Origin of the sequence: Streptomyces sp. NPDC005494 (assembly GCF_042872025.1) — a bacterium.
Classification (GTDB): domain Bacteria; phylum Actinomycetota; class Actinomycetes; order Streptomycetales; family Streptomycetaceae; genus Streptomyces.
In genome coordinates, this window is the sequence record NZ_JBIAJR010000009.1 from 379206 (window position 1) to 403804 (window position 24599).

Annotated in this window: 19 protein-coding genes and 1 riboswitch; of the genes, 14 read left to right on the forward strand and 5 right to left on the reverse strand. The window is 72.7% G+C overall.

Annotated elements, in window-relative coordinates; genetic code table 11:
* Window positions 1-3: 3 nt before the first annotated feature.
* Together ACFYQ6_RS26180 and ACFYQ6_RS26185 are read right to left on the reverse strand one after the other, a co-directional pair.
* Window positions 4-1398, reverse strand: coding sequence for a solute carrier family 23 protein (locus ACFYQ6_RS26180; protein WP_361574195.1), 1395 nt, complete (start codon window positions 1396-1398; stop codon window positions 4-6).
* A 422-nt stretch (window positions 1399-1820) separates the two neighbouring features.
* Complete coding sequence (locus ACFYQ6_RS26185; RefSeq protein WP_388765172.1) at window positions 1821-3050, reverse strand: MFS transporter; 1230 nt, start codon at window positions 3048-3050, stop codon at window positions 1821-1823.
* A gap of 142 nt (window positions 3051-3192) precedes the next feature.
* Here ACFYQ6_RS26185 and ACFYQ6_RS26190 point away from each other — a divergent pair, with 142 nt between their 5' ends.
* The 11 genes from ACFYQ6_RS26190 (at window position 3193) to ACFYQ6_RS26240 (ending at window position 13401) form a co-directional block, all read left to right on the forward strand.
* Window positions 3193-4425 carry an ROK family transcriptional regulator gene (locus ACFYQ6_RS26190; protein WP_388765174.1) on the forward strand — a complete coding sequence of 411 codons (1233 nt, stop codon included), beginning with the start codon at window positions 3193-3195 and terminating at the stop codon, window positions 4423-4425.
* 67 nt (window positions 4426-4492) lie between these two features.
* A riboswitch (FMN riboswitch) is annotated at window positions 4493-4623 on the forward strand.
* Between the two features lie 162 nt (window positions 4624-4785).
* Window positions 4786-5886, forward strand: coding sequence for a bifunctional diaminohydroxyphosphoribosylaminopyrimidine deaminase/5-amino-6-(5-phosphoribosylamino)uracil reductase RibD (gene ribD / locus ACFYQ6_RS26195; RefSeq protein ID WP_388765176.1), 1101 nt, complete (start codon window positions 4786-4788; stop codon window positions 5884-5886).
* Complete coding sequence (locus ACFYQ6_RS26200) at window positions 5887-6507, forward strand: riboflavin synthase (protein ID WP_361574187.1); 621 nt, start codon at window positions 5887-5889, stop codon at window positions 6505-6507.
* Entirely contained in the window at window positions 6504-7148 is a 645-nt protein-coding gene (locus ACFYQ6_RS26205; RefSeq protein WP_361574185.1) for a nicotinamide mononucleotide transporter family protein, read from the forward strand. The genes ACFYQ6_RS26200 and ACFYQ6_RS26205 overlap by 4 nt, the downstream gene beginning before the upstream one ends.
* Complete coding sequence (locus ACFYQ6_RS26210; protein WP_361574183.1) at window positions 7145-8434, forward strand: bifunctional 3,4-dihydroxy-2-butanone-4-phosphate synthase/GTP cyclohydrolase II; 1290 nt, start codon at window positions 7145-7147, stop codon at window positions 8432-8434. Before ACFYQ6_RS26205 ends, ACFYQ6_RS26210 begins: the two co-directional genes overlap by 4 nt.
* Before the next feature lie 25 nt (window positions 8435-8459).
* Window positions 8460-8945, forward strand: a complete 486-nt coding sequence (ribH, locus tag ACFYQ6_RS26215) for a 6,7-dimethyl-8-ribityllumazine synthase (protein WP_073751806.1) — start codon at window positions 8460-8462, stop codon at window positions 8943-8945.
* A gap of 35 nt (window positions 8946-8980) precedes the next feature.
* Window positions 8981-9253, forward strand: a complete 273-nt coding sequence (locus ACFYQ6_RS26220; RefSeq protein WP_031097852.1) for a phosphoribosyl-ATP diphosphatase — start codon at window positions 8981-8983, stop codon at window positions 9251-9253.
* A gap of 52 nt (window positions 9254-9305) precedes the next feature.
* Window positions 9306-10154 (forward strand): ATP phosphoribosyltransferase, encoded by an 849-nt coding sequence (gene hisG, locus ACFYQ6_RS26225; RefSeq protein ID WP_361574180.1) that lies wholly within the window; start codon window positions 9306-9308, stop codon window positions 10152-10154.
* A 129-nt stretch (window positions 10155-10283) separates the two neighbouring features.
* Window positions 10284-10763, forward strand: coding sequence for a PH domain-containing protein (locus ACFYQ6_RS26230; RefSeq protein ID WP_361574178.1), 480 nt, complete (start codon window positions 10284-10286; stop codon window positions 10761-10763).
* Between the two features lie 188 nt (window positions 10764-10951).
* Window positions 10952-12319, forward strand: a complete 1368-nt coding sequence (locus ACFYQ6_RS26235; RefSeq protein WP_361574176.1) for a hemolysin family protein — start codon at window positions 10952-10954, stop codon at window positions 12317-12319.
* Window positions 12316-13401, forward strand: a complete 1086-nt coding sequence (locus tag ACFYQ6_RS26240) for a hemolysin family protein (protein ID WP_361574174.1) — start codon at window positions 12316-12318, stop codon at window positions 13399-13401. Before ACFYQ6_RS26235 ends, ACFYQ6_RS26240 begins: the two co-directional genes overlap by 4 nt.
* 46 nt (window positions 13402-13447) lie before the next feature.
* Here ACFYQ6_RS26240 and ACFYQ6_RS26245 read toward each other — a convergent pair whose 3' ends face one another.
* Window positions 13448-15352 (reverse strand): AAA family ATPase, encoded by a 1905-nt coding sequence (locus tag ACFYQ6_RS26245; RefSeq protein ID WP_361574172.1) that lies wholly within the window; start codon window positions 15350-15352, stop codon window positions 13448-13450.
* Window positions 15353-15719: 367 nt separating this feature from the next.
* Window positions 15720-16334 carry a uridine kinase gene (locus ACFYQ6_RS26250; protein ID WP_388765181.1) on the reverse strand — a complete coding sequence of 205 codons (615 nt, stop codon included), beginning with the start codon at window positions 16332-16334 and terminating at the stop codon, window positions 15720-15722.
* Between the two features lie 187 nt (window positions 16335-16521).
* Here ACFYQ6_RS26250 and ACFYQ6_RS26255 point away from each other — a divergent pair, with 187 nt between their 5' ends.
* Together ACFYQ6_RS26255 and ACFYQ6_RS26260 are read left to right on the forward strand one after the other, a co-directional pair.
* The gene (locus ACFYQ6_RS26255; RefSeq protein ID WP_361574169.1) at window positions 16522-17886 is read left to right on the forward strand and encodes a peptidase C39 family protein; all 1365 of its coding nucleotides are present in this window, start codon (window positions 16522-16524) and stop codon (window positions 17884-17886) included.
* A 325-nt stretch (window positions 17887-18211) separates the two neighbouring features.
* Window positions 18212-18919 carry a response regulator transcription factor gene (locus ACFYQ6_RS26260; protein ID WP_361574167.1) on the forward strand — a complete coding sequence of 236 codons (708 nt, stop codon included), beginning with the start codon at window positions 18212-18214 and terminating at the stop codon, window positions 18917-18919.
* Window positions 18920-18949: 30 nt separating this feature from the next.
* Here the strand turns inward: ACFYQ6_RS26260 and ACFYQ6_RS26265 are convergent, their stop codons facing one another.
* The gene (locus ACFYQ6_RS26265; RefSeq protein WP_388765184.1) at window positions 18950-21355 is read right to left on the reverse strand and encodes a LuxR C-terminal-related transcriptional regulator; all 2406 of its coding nucleotides are present in this window, start codon (window positions 21353-21355) and stop codon (window positions 18950-18952) included.
* 273 nt (window positions 21356-21628) lie between these two features.
* Here ACFYQ6_RS26265 and ACFYQ6_RS26270 point away from each other — a divergent pair, with 273 nt between their 5' ends.
* A complete protein-coding gene (locus ACFYQ6_RS26270; RefSeq protein ID WP_361574163.1) occupies window positions 21629-24415 on the forward strand; it encodes a helix-turn-helix transcriptional regulator in 2787 nt (928 codons plus the stop codon).
* Window positions 24416-24599 lie beyond the last annotated feature (184 nt).

Consider the following 24599-nt stretch of genomic DNA (forward strand, 5'->3'; position numbering starts at 1 on the left):
AGCTCAGCCCTTGCCGGGGGCGGGCGGCTCCTCGTCGTACTGGGAGGTGCCCGAGTCCAGCAGGGGCTCCTGCGTCTTGAGGTGGGCGGGGGCGAACGCCCGCAGTGCGTGGTAGCCGGTGATGACGACGAGCGTGCCGAGCGCGATGCCGCTCAGCTCGAAGTTGTCGGTGATCTTCAGGCTGACCCCGCCGACACCGATGATGATGCCCGCGGCGGCCGGTACGAGGTTGAGCGGGTTGCGCAGGTCGACCTTGGCGTTCAGCCAGATCTGGGCGCCCAGGAGACCGATCATGCCGTAGAGGATGACGGTGATCCCGCCGAGCACCCCACCGGGGATCGCGGCCACCACAGCGCCGAACTTGGGGCAGAGACCGAAGAGCAGGGCGAAGCAGGCCGCGGCCCAGTAGGCGGCGGTCGAGTAGACCCGGGTCGCCGCCATGACTCCGATGTTCTCGGAGTACGTGGTGTTCGGCGGGCCGCCCACGGCCGTGGACAGCATCGAGGCGGCGCCGTCCGCCGCGATGGCGGTGCCCAGCTTGTCGTCGAGCGAGTCGCCGGTCATCTCCCCGACGGCCTTCACGTGACCGGCGTTCTCCGCGATCAGCGCGATGACGACGGGCAGCGCGACCAGGATCGCCGACCACTCGAAGCTCGGCGCGTGGAAGGACGGCAGACCGATCCAGTCGGCGTCCGTCACGGCCGACAGGTCCAGTCGCCAGTGGTCGACGGCCTCGGCTCCGCCGGCCGGGGAATGGATCTTCCCGAAGACCAGGTCGAGCACCCAGGACAGGACGTATCCGAAGACCAGACCGAGGAAGATCGCGATACGGGAGAAGAACCCGCGCAGGCAGACCACGGCCAGCCCGGTGAACAGCATGACCAGCAGAGCGGTCCACTGGTCCTGGGGCCAGTACGTCGACGCGGTGACGGGGGCCAGGTTGAACCCGATCAACATGACGACCGCGCCCGTCACCACCGGAGGCATCGCCGCGTGGATGATCCGCGCCCCGAACCGCTGGACGAGGAGCCCCACCAGGAAGAGCACGGCGCCGACGACCAGGACCGCGCCCGTGACCGTGGCGCTGCTGCCGCCACTGGCCCGGATCGTGGCGGCCACACCCACGAAGGAGAGGGAGCAGCCGAGATAGCTGGGGACCCTGCCCCGGGTCGCCAGCAGGAAGATGGCGGTCGCGACACCGGACATCATGATCGCGAGGTTCGGGTCGAGGCCCATCAGGACGGGCGCGACGAAGGACGCGCCGAACATGGCCACGACGTGCTGGGCGCCGAGGCCGAACGTCCGCGGCCAGGAGAGCCGCTCGTCGGGACGCACCACGGCCCCCGGTGCGGGCGTCTTTCCGTCGCCGTGCAAGGTCCAGCGCACGCCGAGGCCCATGGTCGCTCCCTGATTGGTGTGTGCGGTGCGCCCTGTGGGTCCATCCGCGGAAAAAGATCAGAGCCATGGTAGTGCCGCAGCGCCGTGACCTCGTGCTCGGGCCCCACCGCCGCCCGGTCCGCGACGTGCTGCGACGGGGCGCCGGTCCGCGCCACGCCCGGGCGGGACGCGGTCCGCGAAGCCGGTGGGCGGAGTCCCACCACGCCGGTGGGCGGAGTCCCACCACGCCGGTGGGCGGAGCCCCGTCACGCCGGGAGGCGGAGCCCCCACGCCCGTATGCGGGGAGCCCCCCACACCGCGCCGGGATGCGGAGCCCTCACGCCGGTATGCGGGGAGCCCCCCCACACCACGCCGGGAGGCGGAGCCCCGTCACGCCAGGGCGCGGGGCTCCGCCGGTCTCCCCGCCGTCCTGGCGGCGGCCGTCAGCCGCCCGTCGGGCTCTCGGCCGGGGCCTGCTTCGGGACGCCGCCCCCCGCGACGGTGCGGTCGCCGGCCCGCAGCACCCCCGCACCGAGGACCAGCCCGAAGGCCAGCACCGTGACCAGGCCGAAGGACACGAGCAGCGAGGTCGCCTCGGCCAGCGAACCGATCGCGGACGGGGCGATGAGCCCCGAGGTGTACGTGATGGTGGCGACACCCGCGATGGCCCGGCTCGGGTTCGTACCGCTGCGCCCGGCCGCCGCGAACGCCAGCGGTACGACGACGGCCACGCCGAGGCCCAGCAGTCCGAAGCCGCAGAGCGCGAGGGCCGGGCCGGGCGACAGGACCACGAGCAGTCCGCCGGCCGTGGCCAGGACGCCTCCGACCCGTACGGTGCGCACCGCTCCGAACCGGTCGACGACCTTGTCGCCGGCGATCCTCGCGATGGCCATCATCAGGGCGAACGCCGTGGTGGAAGCCGCCGCCAGACCCGCCGAACTGCCCATCACGTCACGGAGGTACACCGCCGACCAGTCCATGCTGGCCCCCTCGGCGAACACCGCGCAGAAGCCCACCGCGCCGATGACCAGCGCGGACTTCGGCGGCAGGGTGAAGCGCGGCGGCGGCTCCTCGTCGGGCTCGCTGCGCAGGTCCAGGACGCCCTGGCAGGCGGCCAGGCCGAGTCCCGTCAGCACCAGGGCGGCCAGGGTGTGGTGCAGCCGGGCGTCGGCCCCGATGTGCGCCGCGACCGTGCCCGCCGCCGAACCGACCAGGGCGCCCACGCTCCACATGCCGTGCAGCCCGGACATGATCGACTTGTTCAGCCTGTTCTCGACCTCGACCCCGAGCGCGTTCATCGCCACGTCCGACATCCCGGCGGTCGCCCCGTACACGAACAGCGCGACGCAGAGCGTGAGCAGGTTCGGCGACAGCGCGGGGAGGATCAGCGCCAGCGTCCACAGGGCCAGCAGCCCGCGCAGGGCGGTCCGGGCTCCGAAGCGGTGGCTGACGCTGCCCGCCAGGGGCATGGCCAGTGACGCGCCGATGGCGGGGAAGGCGAGGGCGAGGCCGAGCTGGCCCGCGCTCACCGAGGCGTGGTCCTGGATCCACGGGACCCGGGTCGCGAAGCTGCCGGTCACCGCCCCGTGCACGGCGAAGACCGCCGCGATCGCGTACCTGGCCCGTCTGATCTGCTCCGTACCGAAGACCGGGACCGCTGGATCCGTTGTCATACGCCGTGCCCTCCCCTGGGAATTCTCGCTCGCCGGTGTCTCCGGCGCCCGTCGCGTGGTGCGGGCCGTAAACTATCAGGAACCCTGCCTGATAAATAACCCCTCTGGCGGCGGACCGTCAGCGATCTGGAAGGATCCCGGCATGCCCGCATCCCCGAGCACCGCCCGGGCCATCAACGACCGGCTCGCCCTGCGACTGCTCCAGCAGGACGGCCCGCTGACGGCCACTCAGCTCAAGACCCTGACCGGGCTGTCCCGCCCCACGGTCGCCGATCTGGTGGAGCGGCTCCAGGACGCGGGCCTGGTCCGGGTCGTGGGGGAGAGCGGCGCGGACCGCCGCGGGCCCAACGCCCGTCTGTACGGGATCGTCGCCGACCGTGCGCATCTGGCCGCCCTCGACGTCCGCACGGACAGCGTCGCCGTGGCCGTCGCCGACCTGCTCGGTGTCACGCTCGCCGAGGCCACCCTGCCGATCGGCAGCGACACCGGGACGGGACCGGCCGTCGAGAGGGCCGTGGCGATGCTGGAGCGCACCGCCCGCAGGGCGGGCCCGGCCCCCCTCCACAGCGTGGGCATCGGCGCCCCCGGCCTGATCGACCCCCTCAGCGGCGAACTCCGTTCCACCGCGGGCCTCCCCGCCTGGCACCGGGGCCTGGTGAAGGAACTCCAGCGACGGCTGCCCGCGACGGTCCTCGTGGAGAACGAGACCAACCTCGCCGCCGTCGCCGAACACCGCATCGGCGCCGCCCAGGACCGCGACACCTTCGTCCTGCTCTGGCTCGGCCACGGCATCGGCGCGGCCGTCATGCTCGACGGGAAGCTGCGCCGGGGTGCCTCGGGAGGGGCCGGCGAGATCGGTTTCCTGCCCGTGCCGGGCACGTCCGGGGTTCCCTCGTCGGTCAACTGTGACGGCGGTTTTCACTCCTTGGTGGGATCCGCGGCCGTCTGCGACCTGGCCACGGAGCACGGCATCACGGCCTGGGCCCCCTCGCCGGACGCGGCGCAGGAGCAGGACCCCGCCGCCGCCTTCGCTGTACGGGCCGCCCTGCGCGACGGCGGTGCGCGCGGCGAGGCGTTCCTGGCCGCACTCGCCGACCGCCTCGCCCTCGGTGCCGCCTCCGTCGTCTCCGTGCTCGACCCCGGCTGCCTCGTCCTGGCCGGTGAGGTCGGCCGCGCCGGCGGCGACGCGCTCGCCGCGCGGGTGGAGGAGCGGCTGGCCCGTATGTCACCCCTGCGCACCGAGGTCAGGGCCGGGATGCTCGGCGGCGGCGCGGTCATGAGCGGGGCGCTGTTCGCCGCCCGGGACGCGGCCCAGGACGCTCTCTTCGCCCCGGGGGCCGGGTCCGCCGGCCCCGTGGCGCACAGTCACCTGTGAGCGGTGCCACACAAGGCACCCGGATGGACCATTGCCATACGTGGCAGAATGACCTCTGTACCAGCAGCAGCGCACTCCGGGGTCGGTGTAATTCCGAACCGGCGGTTATAGTCCGCGACCCGTCCGCATCCAGCGGCCGGTTGACCAGGTGAGATTCCTGGACCGACGGTGAAAGTCCGGATGGGAGGCAGTGCGCGGCGGGCCGTCACAGGTATGCCGCCGTAGGCGGATGCGTTCCGGGATGTCCCGGGGCGAGCACATCCGTTCCTTCGGAATTCGGCGTGTCCCTGTTCGCGTTCCGCTTCATCTGTCGTCATCGACAGGCCCCGGAGTCCGTGCCCGAAGAGGCAGGAGGACCCGGTGGCCACCGCAGCCGAAAGAACCGCCATGCGGCGGGCGATCACGCTCGCAGCCCGCGGACTCGGCGCCACCAGCCCGAACCCGGTCGTCGGATGCGTCATCCTCGACGCGGCCGGGGAACAGGCCGGAGAAGGCTTCCACCAGCGCGCCGGGGGACCGCACGCCGAGATCCACGCCCTGCGTGAGGCCGGCGAGCGGGCCCGTGGCGGAACCGCCCTCGTCACCCTCGAACCCTGTAACCACACCGGACGCACCGGTCCCTGTGCCCAGGCACTCATCGAGGCCGGCGTCCGCCGTGTCGTCCACGCGGTGAGCGACCCGAACCCCCAGGCCACCGGCGGCGCGGACACCCTGCGCGCCGCGGGCGTCGAGGTCGAGCAGGGTCTCCTCGCCGACGAGGCGGAGGCCGGTAACACCGCGTGGCTCACCTCGGTCCGCCTCGGCCGCCCGTACGTCCTGTGGAAGTACGCCGCCACCCTCGACGGCCGGATCGCCGCCGCCGACTCCACCAGTCGCTGGATCACCTCCCCCGAGTCCCGCGCCGACGTCCACCGGCTGCGCGCCGAGGCCGACGCGGTCGTGGTCGGTTCGGGCACCGCCCGCGCCGACGACCCCCAGCTGGGCGTACGCGGCGTCGAGGGCGCCACCCAGCCGCTCCGGGTGGTCGTCGACACCGGTGCCACCGCCGTGCGGCCGGGAGCCCGCGTCCTCGACGGGACCGCGCCCACCCTGGTCGCGGTCGCCGCCGACGCCGACGCCGGTCACCTCCCCGAAGAGGCAGTGCTGCGCCTCCCGCGCGCCGCCGCGGGCCCCGGACTGGACATCGACGCGCTGCTCTCCGCCCTCCACGGGCGGGGCGTCCGTTCCGTACTCCTCGAAGGAGGTCCGGTCCTCGCCGGGTCCTTCGTCGCCGCGGGAGCGGTCGACACCGTCGTCGGCTACCTCGCTCCGGTCCTCCTCGGCTCGGGCCCGGCGGCCCTCGCCGACGCCGGAATCTCCACCATCTCCCAGGCGTTGCGCCTCGATGTGACCGAGACCGTCCGAATCGGCCCCGATCTGCGCATCACCGCCGTCCCCGTTCCTGCTCGGAAGGGAAACTGAGTGTTCACCGGAATTGTCGAAGAACTGGGTGAGGTCACGGCCGTCGAGGAACTCGACGACGCCTCCCGCTTCCGACTGCGTGGCCCCGTCGTCACCGAGGGCGCCAAGCACGGCGACTCCATCGCCGTCAACGGTGTCTGCCTCACCGTCGTGGACCTGGGGGACGACGAGTTCACCGCCGACGTCATGGCCGAGACGCTGGAACGCTCCAGCCTCGGCGCGCTGGCGGCCGGCTCCCGGGTGAACCTGGAGCGCCCCATGGCACTCGGCGGCCGGCTCGGCGGGCACATCGTCCAGGGGCACGTGGACGGTACGGGCACCATCGTCGAACGCACGGTCTCCGAGAACTGGGAGATCGTGAAGATCTCCCTGCCCGCCGGTCTGACCCGCTACGTGGTGGAGAAGGGCTCGATCACCGTCGACGGCGTGAGCCTGACCGTCGTCGAGGCGGGTCCCGACTACTTCACCATCAGCCTCATCCCCACCACCCTCGCGCTGACCACGCTCGGCATCAAGAAGGCCGGCGACCCGGTCAACCTCGAGGTGGACGTCCTCGCGAAGTACGTCGAGCGGCTGCTCGCCCACGGCTCCGCCGCGGAAGCCGGGGAGCCGGTCGCATGAGCGCCCTGGACTGGCTGAACTCGGAGGCCTTCAGCGCCTTCGGGCAGCACATCATCTGGTCGGACATGATCGGCAACACGATCGGCCTGATCGCCCTGGCCCTCGGCTGGCTGCGCTCGGTGTGGACCTGGCCCGCCCAGCTCCTGTCCGGCGTCGTCCTCGTCGCCGCCAACGTCTCCGTGCAGCAGGCGGGCAGCGTCGGCAAGCAGCTGATCGTCATCGCCGTCGCCGTCTGGGGCTGGCAGCAGTGGACCCGCGGCCGGCAGCAGGCCCAGGACGGCTCCATCGCCGTGCGCTTCGCCACCTGGCGCGAGCGCGGGTACCTGGTGGGCGGCGCCGCGCTCGGCACCCTCGCGGTCGGCGGACTGTTCACCGCCTTCCCGTCGCTCTCCTGGAGCCCGTGGGCCGACGCCTACATCTTCGCCGGGACCCTCGTGGCGATGATCGCCCAGGCGCGCGGCATGGTCGAGTTCTGGTTCGCCTGGCTGCTCGTCGACCTCGTCGGCGTACCGCTGAACTTCCACAGCGGCCTCGCCTTCTCCGGCCTCATCTACGTCGTCTACGGGGCGCTCGTCCTGTGGGGCATGCGCGACTGGTGGCTGCGTACGCGGACACCCGCTCTGAAGGGAGCCACGGCATGACAGCCCGACCCGCCTGGTTGCACGACCGCACCCTCGACGACCTCTCCCTCGACCCCGTCGAGCAGGCGATCCGCGACATCGCCGCCGGACGGCCCGTCGTGGTCGTCGACGACGAGGACCGGGAGAACGAGGGCGACCTCGTCATCGCCGCCGAGAAGGCGACCCCCGAGATCATCGCCTTCATGATGAGCGAGTGCCGGGGCCTGATCTGCGCGCCCATGGAGGACGACGAGCTGGAGCGCCTCGAACTCCCGCAGATGGTCACGCACAACACCGAGTCGATGAAGACGGCCTTCACGGTCTCCGTGGACGCCTCCGCCGAACACGGGGTGACCACCGGGATCTCCGCAGCCGACCGCGCCACCACCCTCCGGATGCTGGCGGGCGGCACGGCCGGCCCCGGCGACTTCGTACGGCCCGGTCACATCTTCCCGCTCCGCGCCCGCACCGGCGGCGTGCTCGTCCGCAACGGCCACACCGAGGCCGCGGTCGACCTGGCCCGGCTCGCCGGGCTGCGCCCCGCCGGAGCCATCGTCGAGATCGCCGGCGAGGACGGCGTGATGCTGCGGCTGCCCGAACTCGTCCCGTTCGCCCGCAAGCACGGACTCACGATCATCTCCATCGAGGACCTGATCGCCTACCGCCGCAGCGCCGAGCCGACCGTGCGCCGTGAGGCCGAGGTGCGGCTTCCCACCAGCTTCGGCCCGTTCACCGCGTACGGGTACCGCTCCACCGTCGACGGCGTCGAGCACGTGGCGCTCGTCCACGGCGACATCGGGGACGGCGAGGACGTCCTCGTCCGGGTGCACTCCGAATGCCTGACCGGCGACATCTTCCAGTCCCAGCGCTGCGACTGCGGCCCCCAGCTGCACACCTCCATGGAGCGTGTCACGGCCGAGGGACGCGGGGTCGTCGTCTACCTGCGCGGCCACGAGGGCCGGGGCATCGGACTGGTGTCCAAGCTGCGCGCGTACGAACTCCAGGAGCGCGGCTCCGACACCCTCGACGCCAACCTCGAACTCGGCCTGCCCGCCGACGCCCGGGACTACGCGGCGGGCGCGCAGATACTGCGGGACCTCGGCGTGCGCACCCTGCGCCTGATGACCAACAACCCGGACAAGACCGCCGCGCTCGTCCGGTACGGCCTCGGGATCACCGGGCGCGAGCCCATGCCCGTCCAGGCCGGCGAGCACAACCTCCGCTACCTGCGTACCAAGCGGGACCGGATGGGGCACGACCTGCCGTGGCTCGACGCCACCGTCGCGTCCGCCTGCGGCAACCAGTAACCACCGACGAACACACAGGAGAGACATGAGCGGCAAGGGCGCACCCGAACTGTCCGTACGCAACTGCGGAGACCTGCGGGTGGCGGTGATCGCGGCCCAGTGGCACGAGAAGGTCATGGACGGGCTGGTCGACGGGGCACTGCGCGCCCTGCACGACCTCGGCATCGACGAGCCGACGCTGCTGCGGGTCCCCGGCAGCTTCGAGCTCCCGGTGGTCGCCAAGGTGCTCGCCGGCCGCGGCTACGACGCGATCGTCGCACTCGGCGTGATCATCCGTGGCGGCACACCCCACTTCGAGTACGTGTCCCAGGGCGTCACCAACGGCCTCACCCAGGTCACGGTCGACACCGGAGTACCCGTCGGCTTCGGCGTCCTCACCTGTGACAACGAGGAACAGGCCCTGGACCGTGCCGGACTCGAGGGTTCCAACGAGGACAAGGGCCACGAAGCGGTCACCGCGGCCGTCGCCACCGCGGCCACGCTGCGGACCGTAAGCGAACCCTGGCGCTGAGCAGTGCTCCGGGACCCCGTATTCTAAGGACCATCATGGCGAACAAAACCTTCGAAGAGCTCTTCGCCGAGCTCCAGCTCAAGGCCGCCGACGGCGACCCCTCCACCTCCCGCACCGCCGAACTGGTGGACAAGGGCGTGCATGCCATCGGCAAGAAGGTCGTCGAGGAGGCCGCCGAGGTCTGGATGGCCGCCGAATACGAGGGCAAGGAAGCCGCCGCCGAGGAGATCTCGCAGCTGCTGTACCACGTCCAGGTGATGATGGTCGCCCGCGGGATCTCCCTCGACGACGTCTACGCCCACCTCTGAGCACCGCCGCACTCTCCCCGAACATCCCTCCGCACAAAGGAAACCCGACCTCATGCTGCGCATCGCCGTCCCCAACAAGGGTTCACTCTCCGGGCCTGCGATGGCGATGCTCCATGAGGCCGGCTACCAGCAGCGCAAGGAGTCGAAGGAACTCGTCCTCGTCGACCCGTCGAACGAGGTCGAGTTCTTCTACCTGAGGCCGCGCGACATCGCGATCTACGTCAGCTCGGGCCGCCTCGACATCGGCATCACCGGCCGCGACCTGCTCCTGGACTCGGGCGCCGAGGCCGAGGAGATCCTCCAGCTCGGCTTCGCGCGCTCCACCTTCCGCTACGCCACGAAGCCCGGCACGGCCGAGGGTCCCCAGGACTTCGACGGTATGACGATCGCCACCTCCTACGAGGGCATCGTCGCGGCCCACCTTGCCGAGGCAGGGGTCAAGGCCTCCGTCGTCCACCTCGACGGCGCGGTCGAGACCGCCATCGAGCTGGGGGTCGCGCAGGTCATCGCCGACGTCGTGGAGACCGGCACCAGCCTGCGCAACGCCGGCCTCGAGGTGATCGGCGAGCCGATCATGACGTCGGAGGCCGTCGTGATCCGGCGCAAGGGAGCCGACGCGGAGGACCCCAAGGTCCAGCAGTTCCTGCGCCGCCTTCAGGGCGTCCTGGTCGCCCGCACCTACGTGATGATGGACTACGACTGCCGCGTCGAGCACCTGGAGCGCGCCGTCGCCCTCACCCCGGGCCTGGAGTCGCCGACCATCTCCCCGCTGCACCACGAGGGCTGGGTCGCCGTCCGCTCCATGGTCGCGTCCAAGGAAGCCCAGCGGATCATGGACGACCTGTACGAGCTGGGGGCGCGCGCCATCCTCACGACCGCCATCCACGCCTGCCGCCTCTGACAGCCGGACGCACCGGGCCCCGGCCGGATCAGCACACCAGGCCGGGCCACCGCACATCTCCGGACCACCGCGCCCGACGAACCACCGCGCCGGACGAACCACCGCACACCTAAGGACGACAGCGCCGCCATGTCCGCCCCCGCGACCCGGCAGCCCGGGCTTCCCTCCCTTCCGGCCACCTTCCGGCCCACCCTCACCCGAGTGGTCCTGCTCGCCGTGGGGGCGGCGACGTTCGTCGTCATCACCGCGATCGCGCTGATACTGGAGAACCTCGGTCCGGGGGAGCGCGCCAGCTTCGTCCTCGTCGCCCTGCTGTTCTTCGGGGTCCTGGCCCTGCTCAGCAGGCCCCACATCACCGTGGACGAGGACGGGGTCACCGTCGTCAACATCACCCGCACCCGGCGGCTGGCATGGGCCGAGATCCTCCGCGTCAACCTGCGTGCCGGAGACCCGTGGGTCTTCCTCGACCTCAGCGACGGCACCAGCATGCCCGCACTCGGAATCCAGCCCGGAATGGCCAAGGAGCGGGCGATCCGTGACGCCCGCACCCTGCGCGCTCTCGCCGAATTCCACGGCAGCGGAGTGAACGACGCCACGGAGAACGGCTGAGCCCCCTGCCCCGCGGAGCCGAATCCCGATTATTCTGGGACCGGTGGCGCACCGGGTGCGCCCCGCCCCGCAGCAGACGGCCCCCGAGGCCCGCGGGGCACTTTCCTGCGACCCAAGGAGTGACTCCCTCCAGCAATGGACGGATCGTCCGGTAGTACCTGCGCCGCCCTCTCCCCGGAGGCGGCGGCATGACCACCCCCCTGTTGCTGCTCCTCGCGGCATTCCTTCTCATCCTCGCCAACGGATTCTTCGTGGCAGCCGAATTCGGGCTCGTCACCGTGGACCGGCCGGACGCCGAGCGCGCCGCCGCCGAAGGCGACCGCCGGGCCCGCACCGTCGTCGCGGCCCTGCGGGAACTCTCCTTCCAGCTCTCCGGCACCCAGCTCGGCATCACCATCACCTCGCTGGTCGTCGGCATGCTCGCCGAACCCGCGCTCGCCCAGCTGCTCGCCGGACCGCTCACCACCGTCGGACTGCCCGCGGGGGCCGTCCCCGGAGTGAGCGTCGTGATCGGCATGCTGTTCGCCTCCGCCGTCCAGATGGTGGTCGGCGAGCTCGTACCGAAGAACTGGGCGGTCTCCCGGCCGCTCCAGGTGGCCCGGTTCGTCGCCGGACCCCAGCACCGCTTCTCCACCCTCCTGCGCCCGGTGATCACCGCGCTGAACACCGTCGCCAACCGGCTGGTGCGGCTGCTGGGCGTCGAACCCACCGACGAACTGGCCTCCGCCCGCACCCCGGGCGAACTCGTCTCCCTCGCCCGGCACTCCGCCGAGGCCGGCACCCTGGAGCAGGACACCGCCGACCTCTTCGTGCGGACCCTGTCCCTCGCCGGCCTCACCGCGCAGCACGTCATGACCCCGCGCGTGAAGGTCAGCGCGCTGCAGTCCTCGGCGACCGCGGCGGACGTCCTCAACCTCACCCGGGCCACCGGGCTGTCCCGCTTCCCCGTCTACCGGGAGCGCATCGACGAGGTCGTCGGCATGGTCCACCTCAAGAACGCCCTGGCCGTCCCCGGCCAGGACCGGCTGCGCACCCCGGTGAGCAGGATCGCCGTACCACCGCTCCTGGTGCCGGAGTCCCTGCCCGTCGAGCAGCTCCTCCAGCGGCTGCGCAGCGAGCAGCCGATCGCGGTGGTGGTCGACGAGTACGGCGGCACCGCCGGCGTCGTCACCCTGGAGGACATCATCGAGGAGCTCGTCGGCGAGGTCAGGGACGAGCACGACGCCGAAGGCGCCGACCGTCCCGAGCTGACACCCGTCGTCGCCGACGACGGGCGCTCGGGCTGGGACGTGGAAGGCAGCACCCGGGTGCTGACCCTGCGGCGGATCGGCCTCGACGTGCCCGAAGGGCCGTACGAGACCGTGGCAGGACTGGTCGCCGATCTCCTGGGGCGCATCCCCGCACCGGGTGACCGCGCGGAACTGCCCGGATGGCGGATCTCCGTCCGCCAGGTCGGCCACTACCGCGCCGAGCAGGTCCGCTTCGTCCGGCTGGCGGACATACCGTCCGCGCCGCCGGAGCGCCTCACCCAGGATCTGCTGGAGGCCGTGCGATGAGTCTCGTACAGCTGATGTTCGCCGGTCTCCTGGTGCTCGCCAACGGGTTCTTCGTCGGCGCGGAGTTCGCGCTCGTCTCCGTACGGCGCAGTCAGGTCGAACCCCTGGCCGCGGCCGGGTCGACCCGGGCCAGGCAGGTCCTGCACGGCCTGGAGAACCTGCCGCAGATGATGGCCGCCGCCCAGTTCGGCATCACCGTCTGCTCGCTCACGCTCGGCGCCGTGGCCGAGCCGACCGTCGCCCACCTGCTGGAACCCGTCTTCCACGCGGCGCACGTGCCCGAAGGCCTCATCCACCCGCTCGGCTTCGCGGTGGCCCTCGTCTCCGTCGTCTTCCTCCACCTCGTCATCGGCGAGATGGTCCCGAAGAACCTGGCGATGGCCGCCCCCGAGAAGACCGCGATGTGGCTCAGCCCCGGTCTGGTCGGCTTCGCCCGGCTCTGCCGGCCGGTCACATCGGCCCTCGGGGCCTGTGCCCGGATGGTGCTGAGGCTCTTCAAGGTCGAGCCGAAGGACGAGGTCGAGGCCGTCTTCACCAGCGAGCAGCTCAACCGGCTGGTGGAGGACTCCGGCATGGCGGGCCTGCTCGAACCGGAGGCGCAGGAACGCCTCGGGGACGCTCTCGAACTGGGCAGCCGTCCCGTGACCGATGTGCTGCTCGACCGGGCCGCCCTGGTGACGGTGGACCCCTCGGTCACCCCGCGCCGCGTCGAGGAGCTGACCGTACGGACCGGCTACTCGCGCTTTCCCGTCTGCGCGGAGGGCGGCGGCCCGTTCATGGGCTATCTGCACGTGAAGGACGTGCTGGAGCTCGAGGACACCGAGCGGGCCGTACCCCAGCAGATCTGGCGTCCGATGGCGACCGTACGGGCCGAACTCCCGCTGGACGACGCGCTGACGGTGATGCGACGGGCGGCCACGCACCTCGCCCAGGTCGCCGACGCGTCGGGCAGGGTGCTCGGGCTCGTCGCCATGGAGGACGTCCTGGAGATGCTCGTGGGCGAGGTCCGCGACCCGGCCCACCGGGTCTCGGTGCCCCGCCGCACGGTGGAGGCGCCGAAGGCCATGGCACCCCTGGGCTGATCACCACCGCCGGGCGGGCCCTTCGGGTCCGTCCGGCGGTCGCGCCCTACAGCCCGCCCGGCTCCTGCTTCCCCCGGCCCGCCGGACCCCGCCCGGACAGCACCTCGCCGTACGCCTGCATCAGGTCGGGGAGCCGCAGGGTGGCCAGGTCGTCCCGGGTCGGCGCGGCCGTGTATCCGGAGAGCCGCAGGTCACGGTAGGCGCAGCTCTTCTCGTACAGGGTGCGCAGGAACCGGCCGTTGCCGAGCTCGTCGATCCAGCCCTGGTCCACCACGTGCCCGCTGATGCTGCGCAGTTCGTCCAGGGACTCTTCGTCCCACACGTCGCCGTTCTCGGCGGCCAGCACCCCGCCGATCGCGGTCAGTTCGAGGGGGCGGTAGCTGGGGAAGTCCACCCGGGTGGTGAAACGCGAGGAGAGCCCCGGGTTGGTGGAGAGCAGCCGGTCCATGCCCTCCGGATAGCCGGCGAGTATGACGACCAGGTGGTCCCTGTTGTCCTCGGCCCGCTTGAGGAGGACCTGCAGGGCCTCGTCGCCGTAGGCGTCACCCTTGCTGTAACCGGAGTTGGAGAGGCTGTATGCCTCGTCCACGAACAGCACCCCGCCCAGGGCCGAATCGATCAGCTCGTTGGCCTTCACCGCCGTCTGCCCGAGGAACTCGCCGACCAGATCGGACCGTTGGGCCTCCACCAGATGGTCGCCGCCGAGCAGTCCGAGTGCGTAGAACACCCGGCCCAGAATGCGGGCGACCGTGGTCTTGCCCGTTCCGGAGGGGCCGGAGAAGACGAAGTGGCGCTTCGGCGGCTGCACCGGCAGGCCTTGTTCCGCACGCAGCCGCGCCATGTTCAGCTGCGCGGACAGGGCTCTGACCTGGCGTTTCACGGGTTCGAGGCCGACCATGCGCTCCAGCTCGGCCAGCGCCTCGGCCAGCAGCGCGGGATCGCTGGGGCCCGCGGGGAAGACCGCGGCCCTCGGCGAGCCCGGCTTCTCCCGCGCGCCCCCACCGGTCCCGGGGGGCGGCGCGGCCGCGCCGGGCAGCAGCTGCGGATCACTGCCCGGCCACGATTCCCGGCCGTCCACCAGGTCGGTGCCGAGGATCATGTCCCCGTCGGGCTGGGCCTCCGTGCCCGCGCCGTCCGAACCGAAGCCGGCCAGCGAGACCGCGGCGAGATCGGCCGCCTCGTCGAACCCGTCCCCTTCGGAGATGGCGGCGAGCCTGGCGGAGGTGTCCATGAAGGCCGGGTCCACCCGGTGCACCGCCCGGTACAGCGGCAGGGCCGCCGCGCTGCGGCCGGTGCCCTCGTGCGCCCGCGCCAGCCAGTAGCGCAGTTCCTTGCGCTGCGGCTGTTCGCTGCGACAGCGCATCAGCGCGGCGGACAGGAGGGGTTCCGCCTGCCCGTACATCTCCAGGCGCACCCGGGCCATCCCGCCGAAGAGCCCCGCCTCGATGCCGAGCAGCGGATCGTCGATGAGCTGTTCCGTGGTGCGGACGAGTTGTTCCCAGTCCTTGACCAGATAGGAGCGGCAGGCGTGCAGGAAGCGGACCTGCGGATCGGTGTCGACCGGCGGCAGACCCGCCAACGCGCGGTCCAGTTCCGGCACATGACGGCCGTCCAGCCAGTGCGAGGCGTGCGCCAGCAGCAGGTCGCGCGGGCTCTCCAGCACCGGCTGCACCCACCAGCCCAGCCAGTACCACGAGTTGAGGGTGCGGCGGTGGCGCCTGCGCTGCTCGCCGAAGCGGTCGCGGTGGCGGTACATGCGTAACAGCGCCGTGGTGGTGTCGATCCGCAGCGCGTGGAGGCCCAGCCAGCCGTCCGCCATGCCGGGGTCAAAACGCACCGCGGTCCTGAACTCCTCCTCGGCCTGCGGGTACGCGCCCATGGTGTAGGCGTCCACCCCGCGCAGCCAGGCGAGGTCGGCCGGGGCCTGTGTGCCCTGCGTGCCGATGTCCATCAGGTCCCCCACAAACCGTGCCCCCACGAATGTCCCGCCCGCACAGCATGCCCAGCGCAGCGCGCCTAATCACCGTCCGGAGGACGGGAATTGACCACACCGAGACGCATCGTACCTGTACAGGGAGTGAGCGGTTAAGGGCGATACCGGCGCTTCGGGGGTGGTCACCGAGCGTGATTCGACGGCCCTTTCCGGCGGTGCGGGAGGGCAGGACGAAGCCCCCGATCACGGGGGAACAACCGGGGGCTTCGCGACTGCGGGGGCTTCGAAAAGCCGCACATCCAGAACGTAAGACCTGTACGGCCCCCCGGTCAAGCCGAGTTGGGGCACTTACGGGGCATCTTCCTACTGGTCGGTATGCCGACCCTCACCCTTCACTCTCCGTGATGATCCGACTCGTCCCCGCAGTCACGCGAGGCCCTTTCAGCCACGCGTATCCCGTGGGCATCCGCCGTATCACCACGTCCGCGAACGGGTAGGACGGATCGTCGGCGAAATGCCGCCGCTCGGCGACCGTCCAGCCGTCCCAGAACCCGGAGAGCGCCGGGCCGTCGCGGAGTCTGCCCCGCGCCCAGGACGTCGCGCTCGCGCCCTCCATCCACAGCACTCCCGCGAGGAACGGCCGCACCGCTGCGCGACCCGCTCCCACTCCCTCGACCAGTAGCACGGGGGCGGGCTCCAGTGTCCTGTGCGGGCCGAACCGCCGTGCCGTCCAGTCGTACGGTGCGTACCGCGCGGGCTCGCCCCGTGAGAGGGGATCCAGGACCTGGTCCCTGAGTCTGTCCGTCCACGCGAAGAGCTCGTCGTGAGTGGCCAGGTCGTCCAGGTGCAGTACGGGGGCGCCGCCGAGCGCCGTGGCCAGCTGGCCCGTGAAGGTGCTCTTGCCGGAACCGGCGTGGCCGTCCACCGCGATCAGCCGCACCGGCCCGCAGGACGGTGGCAGGGAGCGCAGCCGGCGTGCGTGGTCCGCCAGGTCGTTCATGGCTCCACCCTACGAGAGCGGGCGGGCGGCGCGGCTCAGGACCCCCGCAGGTCACGCCAGTGGACCAGACCAATATTGCTCCCGCGGCGCGAGTCGAATCACTGGCAGGATCCGGCACCTACCCGCGATAGTTGGCCCGATCGGCACCCGCAGCCCCAATCCGCTCACTCGACCGGGGGTCTCGCCCATGACCAGACCGACATCACGCAGGACCGTGCTCGCCGCCGCGATCGCGGCAGCGGCCGGGGCCGGCGCCGTGGCCTCCGCCGCCCAGGCCGCCGCCCCCTCCGGCACCTCCCGCACCTCCTCCCGGGCGGCCGCCTCGCTCGTGGACAACCGCTTCTGGACGACGTACTCCGACTGGCGGTGCGGGACGGCCGACGGCACCCGCGCGGTCGCCGGCCGCCGGGCGGGCCTGGTGATCTCCGCACCCGCCGGAAGCACCGGCTACACCGACCCGCACACCGGCACGAGCGCCACCTGGGAGTACGCGACCTGGACCTCACCCGTCCACCGCTCCGCCGTCCCGGCGACCGAGGTGATCGCCTCCTGGAACGCGCACACCCCGCCGGGTACCTGGATCCAGATCGAACTGCGCGGCAGTTACTCGGACGGCACGGACACGCCCTGGTACGTGATGGGCCGCTGGGCCGCCGGCGACGCCGACATCCGCCGGACCTCGGTGGACGACCAGACCGACGGCAGGAGCACGATCTGGACCGACACCTTCTCGCTGGACGACCCGGCGAGCGGGCTGCGCCTGGTCTCGTACCGGCTGCGGCTCACCCTGTACCGCACTCCCGGTACCCGCCTCACGCCCACCGTCCACCGGATCGGCGCCATGGCGTCGGACGTCCCGGACCGCTTCACGGTCCCGGCCACCGAGCCCCGGGTCGCGGGGGAACTCGCCGTGCCCCGCTACTCGCAGAACGTCCACGTGGGGGAGTACCCGGAGTACGACAACGGTGGAGAGGCCTGGTGCAGCCCGACCTCCTCGCAGATGATCATCGAGTACTGGGGACGGCGGCCCACCGAGGAGGACCTCGCCTGGGTCAAGCCGGGCATCGCCGACCCGCAGGTCTGCCACGCCGCCCGCCAGACCTACGATCACCAGTACGAGGGGTGCGGCAACTGGCCGTTCAACGCCGCCTACGCCTCGACCTACCGGGACATGAGCGCCGCCGTCACCCGGCTCGGATCGCTGACCGAACTGGAGGCGCTGATCGGCGCGGGCATCCCGGTCATAACGTCCCAGTCGTTCTTCAAGGGCGAGCTCACCGGCGCGGGTTACGGCACCTCGGGCCATCTGATGACGGTCATCGGCTTCACGGCCGAGGGTGACGTGATCGCGAACGACCCCGCGTCGCCGGACAACGAGGCGGTCCGCCACGTCTACCGGCGGCGGGAGTGGGAGAACATCTGGCTCCGGACGAAGCGCTACGACGCGAACGGGGCGGTCAGGGGCGGTACGGGCGGGGTCTGCTACGTCTACTGGCCCGCACTGCCGACCGCGCGTCAGCGCCTCGTGCTCCGGTCGCTCGGCCTGATGTGACCGTGTGACGCCCACGGCCGCCGGATCCCGGCGGCCGTGGGCGGCCCGCTCGTCCACCCGGGTGCGGCCCCGCACCACCGGAGGCCGGAGACGGCTGATAATCCGCGCCCTCCGGAGTCCGCCGGCCCGGCTGTCACACCCTCGTGACCGTACCGGGGCGGAAGCCCCACGCGCGTTACCAGGCGGTTGCGTCCGTGAGGAGATCGCGACGCACCGAAGGGAACGAGGGAGCTCCGCGCCGAGTGATAATCGCCCATGCGTGCGGCGGTGCCGGGAGTTGGCCGAATCGCGCCGTGCAGTCGGTCGGGTGGACGGGGAGCGGCACATGAACACGTCGGAGTCGGTCAGAGTGGCGGTCGTCGCCAGGGGCGAGGTGGCCCGGCAGGGGCTCGCCGCCATGCTGGAGGAGGCCCCCCTCGTGGAGCAGTACTCCGTCCATCCGCCCGGGGAGTTCGGGGCCGCCGCCCCCGTCGACGCGCTCCAGATGCTGGTCCTGTCCTGCGATGTGCTGGCCCTGTGGTGTGTGGACGGCGACGGGGCGGGTGAGGACGGCTGGGCGGCCGACCTGGCCGCCGTGGTCCGCAGGAACGGGATCCGGGTGGTGCTGATCCTGCCCGGCGCGGAGGTCCGGCGCGTGGCGTCCGGCGGTGCCCTGGCGTGCGACGGCGTGCTCGACCAGGACGCGCTGACCACCGAGGGTCTGGAGGAGGCCCTGCGCAGGGTGGCCGGCGGCGAACGTCTGCTGCCCCGCCCGGGGCCGGTGGCCGCGGCGCCCGTGCGGGCCGTGGGGACGCGGACAGCGGCCGGACTGTCGACCGGGCGCCTCAGCGAGCGTGAGAGACAGGTGCTGGAACTCCTCGTCGACGGGCTGAGCAACAAGCAGATCGGGAAGGCACTCGGCGTCTCCGAACACGTGGCCAAACGCAGCGTCGCCCTCGTGCTCTCCAAGCTGAACTGCCCGAACCGCACGCAGGCCGTCGCGGTCGCCCTGCGCGAAGGGCTGGTGGGTTCGGGCGGCGCGCACTGCGGGTGAGCGACGCCGCCCGCGGCAGGTCCCCCGAGCTCAGTGCTCCTCGCCGGGCGGGCTCGATCCGTGCCCGGTGGACGCGGCGAGCCGCTGCGCCAGGCCCGCGCGCCCGGTGACGCCGAGCTTCCGGTACACGCTGGTCAGGTGGTACTCGACGGTGCGCACCGTCAGACAGAGGGTGTCCGCGATCGACCGGTTGGACGCGCCGGCCACGGCCATCTCCGCGACCGGCCGCTCCGCCTTGGTGAGGGTCACCGACGCGGGACGGCCGCCCGCCGCCGCGAGCGCCGCCCTGGCCTGACCCGCCACCGCGGTCATGCCGCACCGCACGGCCGTACCCCGGGCGGCGTGCAGCCTGCCTCGTGCCGCCTTGTCGTCCCCACGCCGCAGCAGCGCCTTGCCGAGACGTATCTCCGCGAGCACCCGGGCGTGCTGGTCGGAGGAGTCACGCAGTACCCGCACGCTCTCGGTGAGCAGGTCCACCCGGTCCGTTCCCGTGGCCACGGTCCCCAGCGCCAGCAGGCTCAGCCCGGTGCTCCGGGCCGTGGGCCAGCGCTCGGCCAGCTGCCGGCCGTGTTCGGCCCGTTCCCTGGCGGGGCCCGGCAGTCCCAGGCTCATGTGCAGTTCCGCGCTGTGCAGCCACCAGGTCGTGAACAGGGGGTTGCCGATGCCGGCCGCGTCGAGATCCGCGCCGCACGCCTCCAGCAGCCGAAGGGCCTCGGCCGGCCGGCCGAGGGCCCGTTCGACGAAGGCTCCGGCCGTCAGACGGAGATGGTGTTCCCAGACGGAATCACCGAGGTCGAGGCCGTCGAGGCGGCGGAGGGCCGCCGCTGCCCCCGTGATGTCGGCGCGGGCCACCGACGTCAGGGCCAGTGCGGTCCACGCGAGAGGGTTGCCCGCCGCACCGCCCTGCGCCTCCGCGAGCCGGGTGGCGGCCAGCGCCGCCTCGGCCGCCTCGTCCGTACGTCCCGACTCCAGCAGCAGCAGCGCCCGGTTCGCTCCCGCGTGGCCGAGAGCCCAGTCCTCCTCCCGGCGCAGGCTGTACTCGGCCACCCGGTCCAGATGGGCGAGCGCCGCGCCGGTGTCGTCGCTCAGCGCGAGCACCCGCGAGGCCGCGACGGCCGCCCACGCCGCGCGCGGACGGTCGGTCCGCAGGACCCGCTGGGCATCGGCGACGGCGGCACCGATGTCCGTGCCGGTCAGCGCGGTGCGCAGGGCCCGGGCGGAGAGCGCCAGGTCGTCGGCGGGGCCTCCGCACGACAGTGAGGAGGAGGGGTGGGGCAGATCGCGCAACAGGGCGCCGAGCGCTTCGGGACGATCGGGGAGGCGGTGCGTCATGAGGGCGGTGAGCTTCCGGGCTCCGGAGGCGAACGCCCTGACCTCGGGGTCGTCGCAGCGGGCCAGTACCTCGTCGAGGTGGAGCAGCGCGTCCGCCGGGTCGATGTCGGTGAGCGCGGCGGCCAGTTCCGCGCGCACGGTGAGGTCGTTTGGCACGGCCTCGTGGAGCCGGCGCAGGAAGGACACGGCGGTGGCCGGCTGTTCACGGAAGGCGGCGACGGCCGCCTCCCTGAGCACGGTTCGCATCCACGGGCGGTCCAGGGTGCGCAGGCCCAGCAGCAGTTCGGCGACCTGCCGGGCCGGGCGGGCCGCGTCGTTGAGTATCTCCGCCCCCTGGGCGCGCAGTTGCTCGCGCTCCGCGTCGGGCAGGGAAGCCATCAGCCGGTCGAGCTCGGCCGGAGCGCCCCGCACCGGGTCGATCCGGGGGAGTAGACCGCGGTCCAGGGCCGTCCCGAGGAGCCGGCCGGTCATCTGCCGGGGCAGTCCGGCCAGTTGACTGACGACATCGGGATCGGTGCTGCGCAGCAGTACGGCCGCCCGGACGATCCGCAGCAGCCTGTTCTCCTGGCTGCCGAGCGACCCGGCAGTCCCCGGAGCGGGGGCGTCGGCGGGCCGGGCGGTTCCGGACGGGGCCGGGGCGGGCGGCGCGAGGGCCACCCCCCGGACGGCGGGCCGCCAGAGGGGAGGCCCTCCCGCCACCGTGCAGGTGTCGCGCGCCACGAGTGCCTCGAACGCCGGTGCCGAGACGGCGGGGATGTCGTCGGTCAGACTCAGGAGCACGGTCAGCGGAGCCCCTGCGGAGCCGTGCATCAGCCCGTCGATCCAGCGGATCGTGCCCTCGTCGCACCACTGGGCGTCGTCGACCGCCAGCACCAACGGGGCCCGGTTCAGCGACCGTTCGACCAGCCGCTGGGCGGTGCGCCGCGTCGTCCGCGGGTGGGAGTCGCACCCGTGCAGGTTCAGTAACCGGCGCAGCGCGGCGTGTTCGGCGACGGCCTCGTCGTGGCGGCACACGACGCGGCGGACGCTCGGTTCCCGTCCGCTGAGCCGTCCGACATGACGCACCAGAGCGTCCGCCGGCCGGTGCCCGACGCTGCCGACCATCACCACGCAGTGGGCGCCGTATCGCCCCGGCGGGATCCAGAGGGACTGGGTCCCCGTGGAGAGGGAACGTGCCAGGGAAGTGCCTGCGGGCTGGGGCGTGGTTCGAATGGCCGGAGGGGGGTTCAAAGGACGTCTGTGCTCTGATCGGCTCGAGCTCACGTTGGTTACTATATGAAAATCTTGTGTCATGTGTAGACGGCCTCGTGCCGAGACCGTGAAGGGTGCCCCGAAGCTTTGCCGGACCGAAGTGCCCCCGGAGGAAGCTCGGACCGGATGTCCGCGATCCCTCGTGGCCGGGCACCCGGAGGCGGTGCGGACGTGACGGCCCGAGGGGACGACGGCCTCGTGGCGCCCACCGCGAGCGGGGAGCCGGCGCCCCGCGACCGGACGCACGGCGTCGCCTCCGTCCGGGCGGCGATGGGCCGGGTACGCGACGGCAGCGCCGTGTTCCTGGCGGTCGTCGGCCCACCGGGCGCTGGCCGTACGGCCTTCCTCGCCACCGTCGCCGGCCTGGCCGCCGGCGAGGGCTTCGCCGTACGCCACGGCCGTGGTGTCGGTACGCGAAGAGATCCACGTCCCACCGGACTCCTCGGTCCGCCCGGCCCCGGCGCGCACTCCGGCCCTCCGGAGGTCTACCTGCTCGACGACCTGCACGAAGCCGACCGGGAATCCCTCGCCGGGCTCGCTCGCTGGTGCGACGGCCCGCGGACCGTCCCGCTCCTCGTGGTGGCGGCGTTCCGGCGGGGGGACCCGCGCACCGAACGGCCGTGCGTACACGATCTGCTGGCGGCCGCCGACCACGTGATCAGCGTGGCGCCGCTCGGCCGGGCGGGCGTTCGGGCACTGCTCGGTGAGCGCGGCGCATCGCTCACCGGGACCCAGCTCTCCGCCTGGACCCACGCGACGGGCGGCAACCCAGCGCTGCTGGTCTCCCTGCTGGATCGTGTGAAGGCCTCACGTCCTGTCGCCCCGGCACACCTGTTGGACGCCGCCCGCGCCCGGCCGGCCCCGGAGGGTCTGCGGAGCCGGGTGGCCGAAGTGATGAACAGTCAGCCGGAGTCCGCGCGACGTCTCGCGCACTGCGCGGTGATCCTGGGCGACACCGGCGACGGTGCCGTTCTCGCCCGGCTCTCGGGCCTCGACCCGGCCCAACTGGCCGAGGGGAGGCGGGCACTGCTCCGCCTCGGCTGGGACGTGGACCACCGCGAGCCCCCTGTCCTGTGGGACTGCGTGAGCGAGATCGCCGAGGAAACGCTCCCGCCCGCCTGCCGCGCCGCGCTGCACAGCCGCGCCGTGGAGTTGCTCCACGGGAGCGGAGCGCCGCCGGAACGGATCGTCCCCCACCTCCTGGAGATCGGCCCGGGCGAATGGGCCTCAACCGCCGCTGTGCTGTGGGACGCGGCCGAGGACCTGCTGCGGCGCGGATCCGTCGACCTGGCGATCCGCTGTCTCCGCCGGGCCCTGCGGGAGTTCCCGCCCGACAGCGCGCAACGCGGCACCTTCCTCGCCGCCCTCTCCGCGGCGGAGCAGGGCGTGGACACCTCCGCCGCGCTGCGCCACGCCGTCCAGGCGAACCAGCTGCTCACCTCGGTCCGGGAACGCGCCGAGGTCGTGGCCGGCGTACCGCTCACCCTGTTCCTCACCGCCCCGCAGACCACCTCGGTGCTGGCCTCGGCAGGGGGGCCGCAGGCCCTGCGGGACGCCGGCACGGACACGGAGGACCTCGCGCTCCGGCTGGAGGCGCGGGTACGACTGGGCACGATGGCAGCCCCGGAAGCACCGCGGGACGCGGTCGGGCGACTGCGCACGCTGGTTCGCGGCCCCGGGTCGGCGGCGGAACGCGAACTCTCCTCGGCCCTGGTCTTCGCCGGTACCCTCGGCGGGCGGTTGCCCCGCGCCGAGGCGGCCGGTCTGGTGCGCCGGCTGCTCGACCAGGAGCTCCCTCAGGAAGCCTCCGCCCACGGGGCGCCCGCACTCCTGATCGCCGCCGGCACGGCGACCGGGGTGGACGGGCCCGTGAGCCGCTGGCTGGGATCCGCCCTGGTCGCGGCCCGGGAACGGGGGGACGAGGCGCTGGCGGCACGGCTGTTGAGCTGGCGCGCGTACGGTGCCCTCCACGCCGGACGGCTGGCGGACGCCTGGGCTGACGCGTCGGACGCCTGCGCGGTCGCGCCGGGGCCCCTGACGGACGACGACTGGCCGGCTGTCGTCGGTCTCACGTCCGTCGCCCTGGAGACGCGTGACACCCAGCTCTCCGGCCGGCTGGGAGCCCTCCTGGAGGAGCGCCAGGGGGCGGGGATCTCACTGGCGGGCCTGGCCGGCCGGGCGTTGCGGGCCCACGCGGCGCCGGTCACCGAACTGCCGCTCCTGCTCGACGAACTGCTCAAGGCCGCACGTCTGGCCGAGGAGAAGGCCTGGTCCAGCCGGGCCTTGTTCCCGGTGGATCTGTGGTCGGTGGCCCCGCTGCTCCGCGCGGGGCGCAAGGAGGACGCCCTGCGCCTGCTGTCCCGGGCCTGCGAGGCCGCCAGGACGGCCGGATCACAGGCGGAGGTCGGCAGGACCCTGCGCCTGTGGGGCACCGTCGTCGGCGGCGCGTACTCACTGTCCCTGCTCGCCGAGTCGGTCTCCGTACTGCGGGAGACCAGCAACACGCTGGAGCTGGGGCGGGCGCTGACGGCGTACGGCAGCCGGCTCAGGGCCGCGGGCCGGCCGGGCTCGGCCGAACTCTTCGCGGAGGCCGACCGGATCGCCGACGCGGCCGGCGAATCGGTGCTGTGGTGCTGGACGGGAACACTCCGCGGTGAGCCCCGGCACGCCGTTCCGCCCGGAGGCCGCGGACTCAGCGACACCGAACGCCGGGTGGCCGCCCTCGTCGTGCTCGGGCACACCAACCAGGAGACGGCAGCCGCGCTCGGCGTCACGCGGCGGGCCGTGGAGAAGACGCTGACCCGGGTCTACCGCCGCATGGACGTCGAGGGCAGGAGCGGACTCGTGCCGGTCGTACGGCGCATGGCGGGCAGGGCGGCCTTCGCCGCGGGCATGCTCTCCGAGCGGCTCTGACCCGCACCGCCGGGCGCCCGCGCGCGGCTCCGTACCGCCTGCACCGCCGGGCGTCCCTGTGTCGCCGTGTCGCCTGCACCGGCCGGCGCCCCCCGTGCCGCCGTGTCGCCTGCACCGCCGGGCGTCCCCGTGTCGCCGGCCCGCACCCCGGGCGTTTCCGTGTCGCCGACCGCCCGCGCGGTCA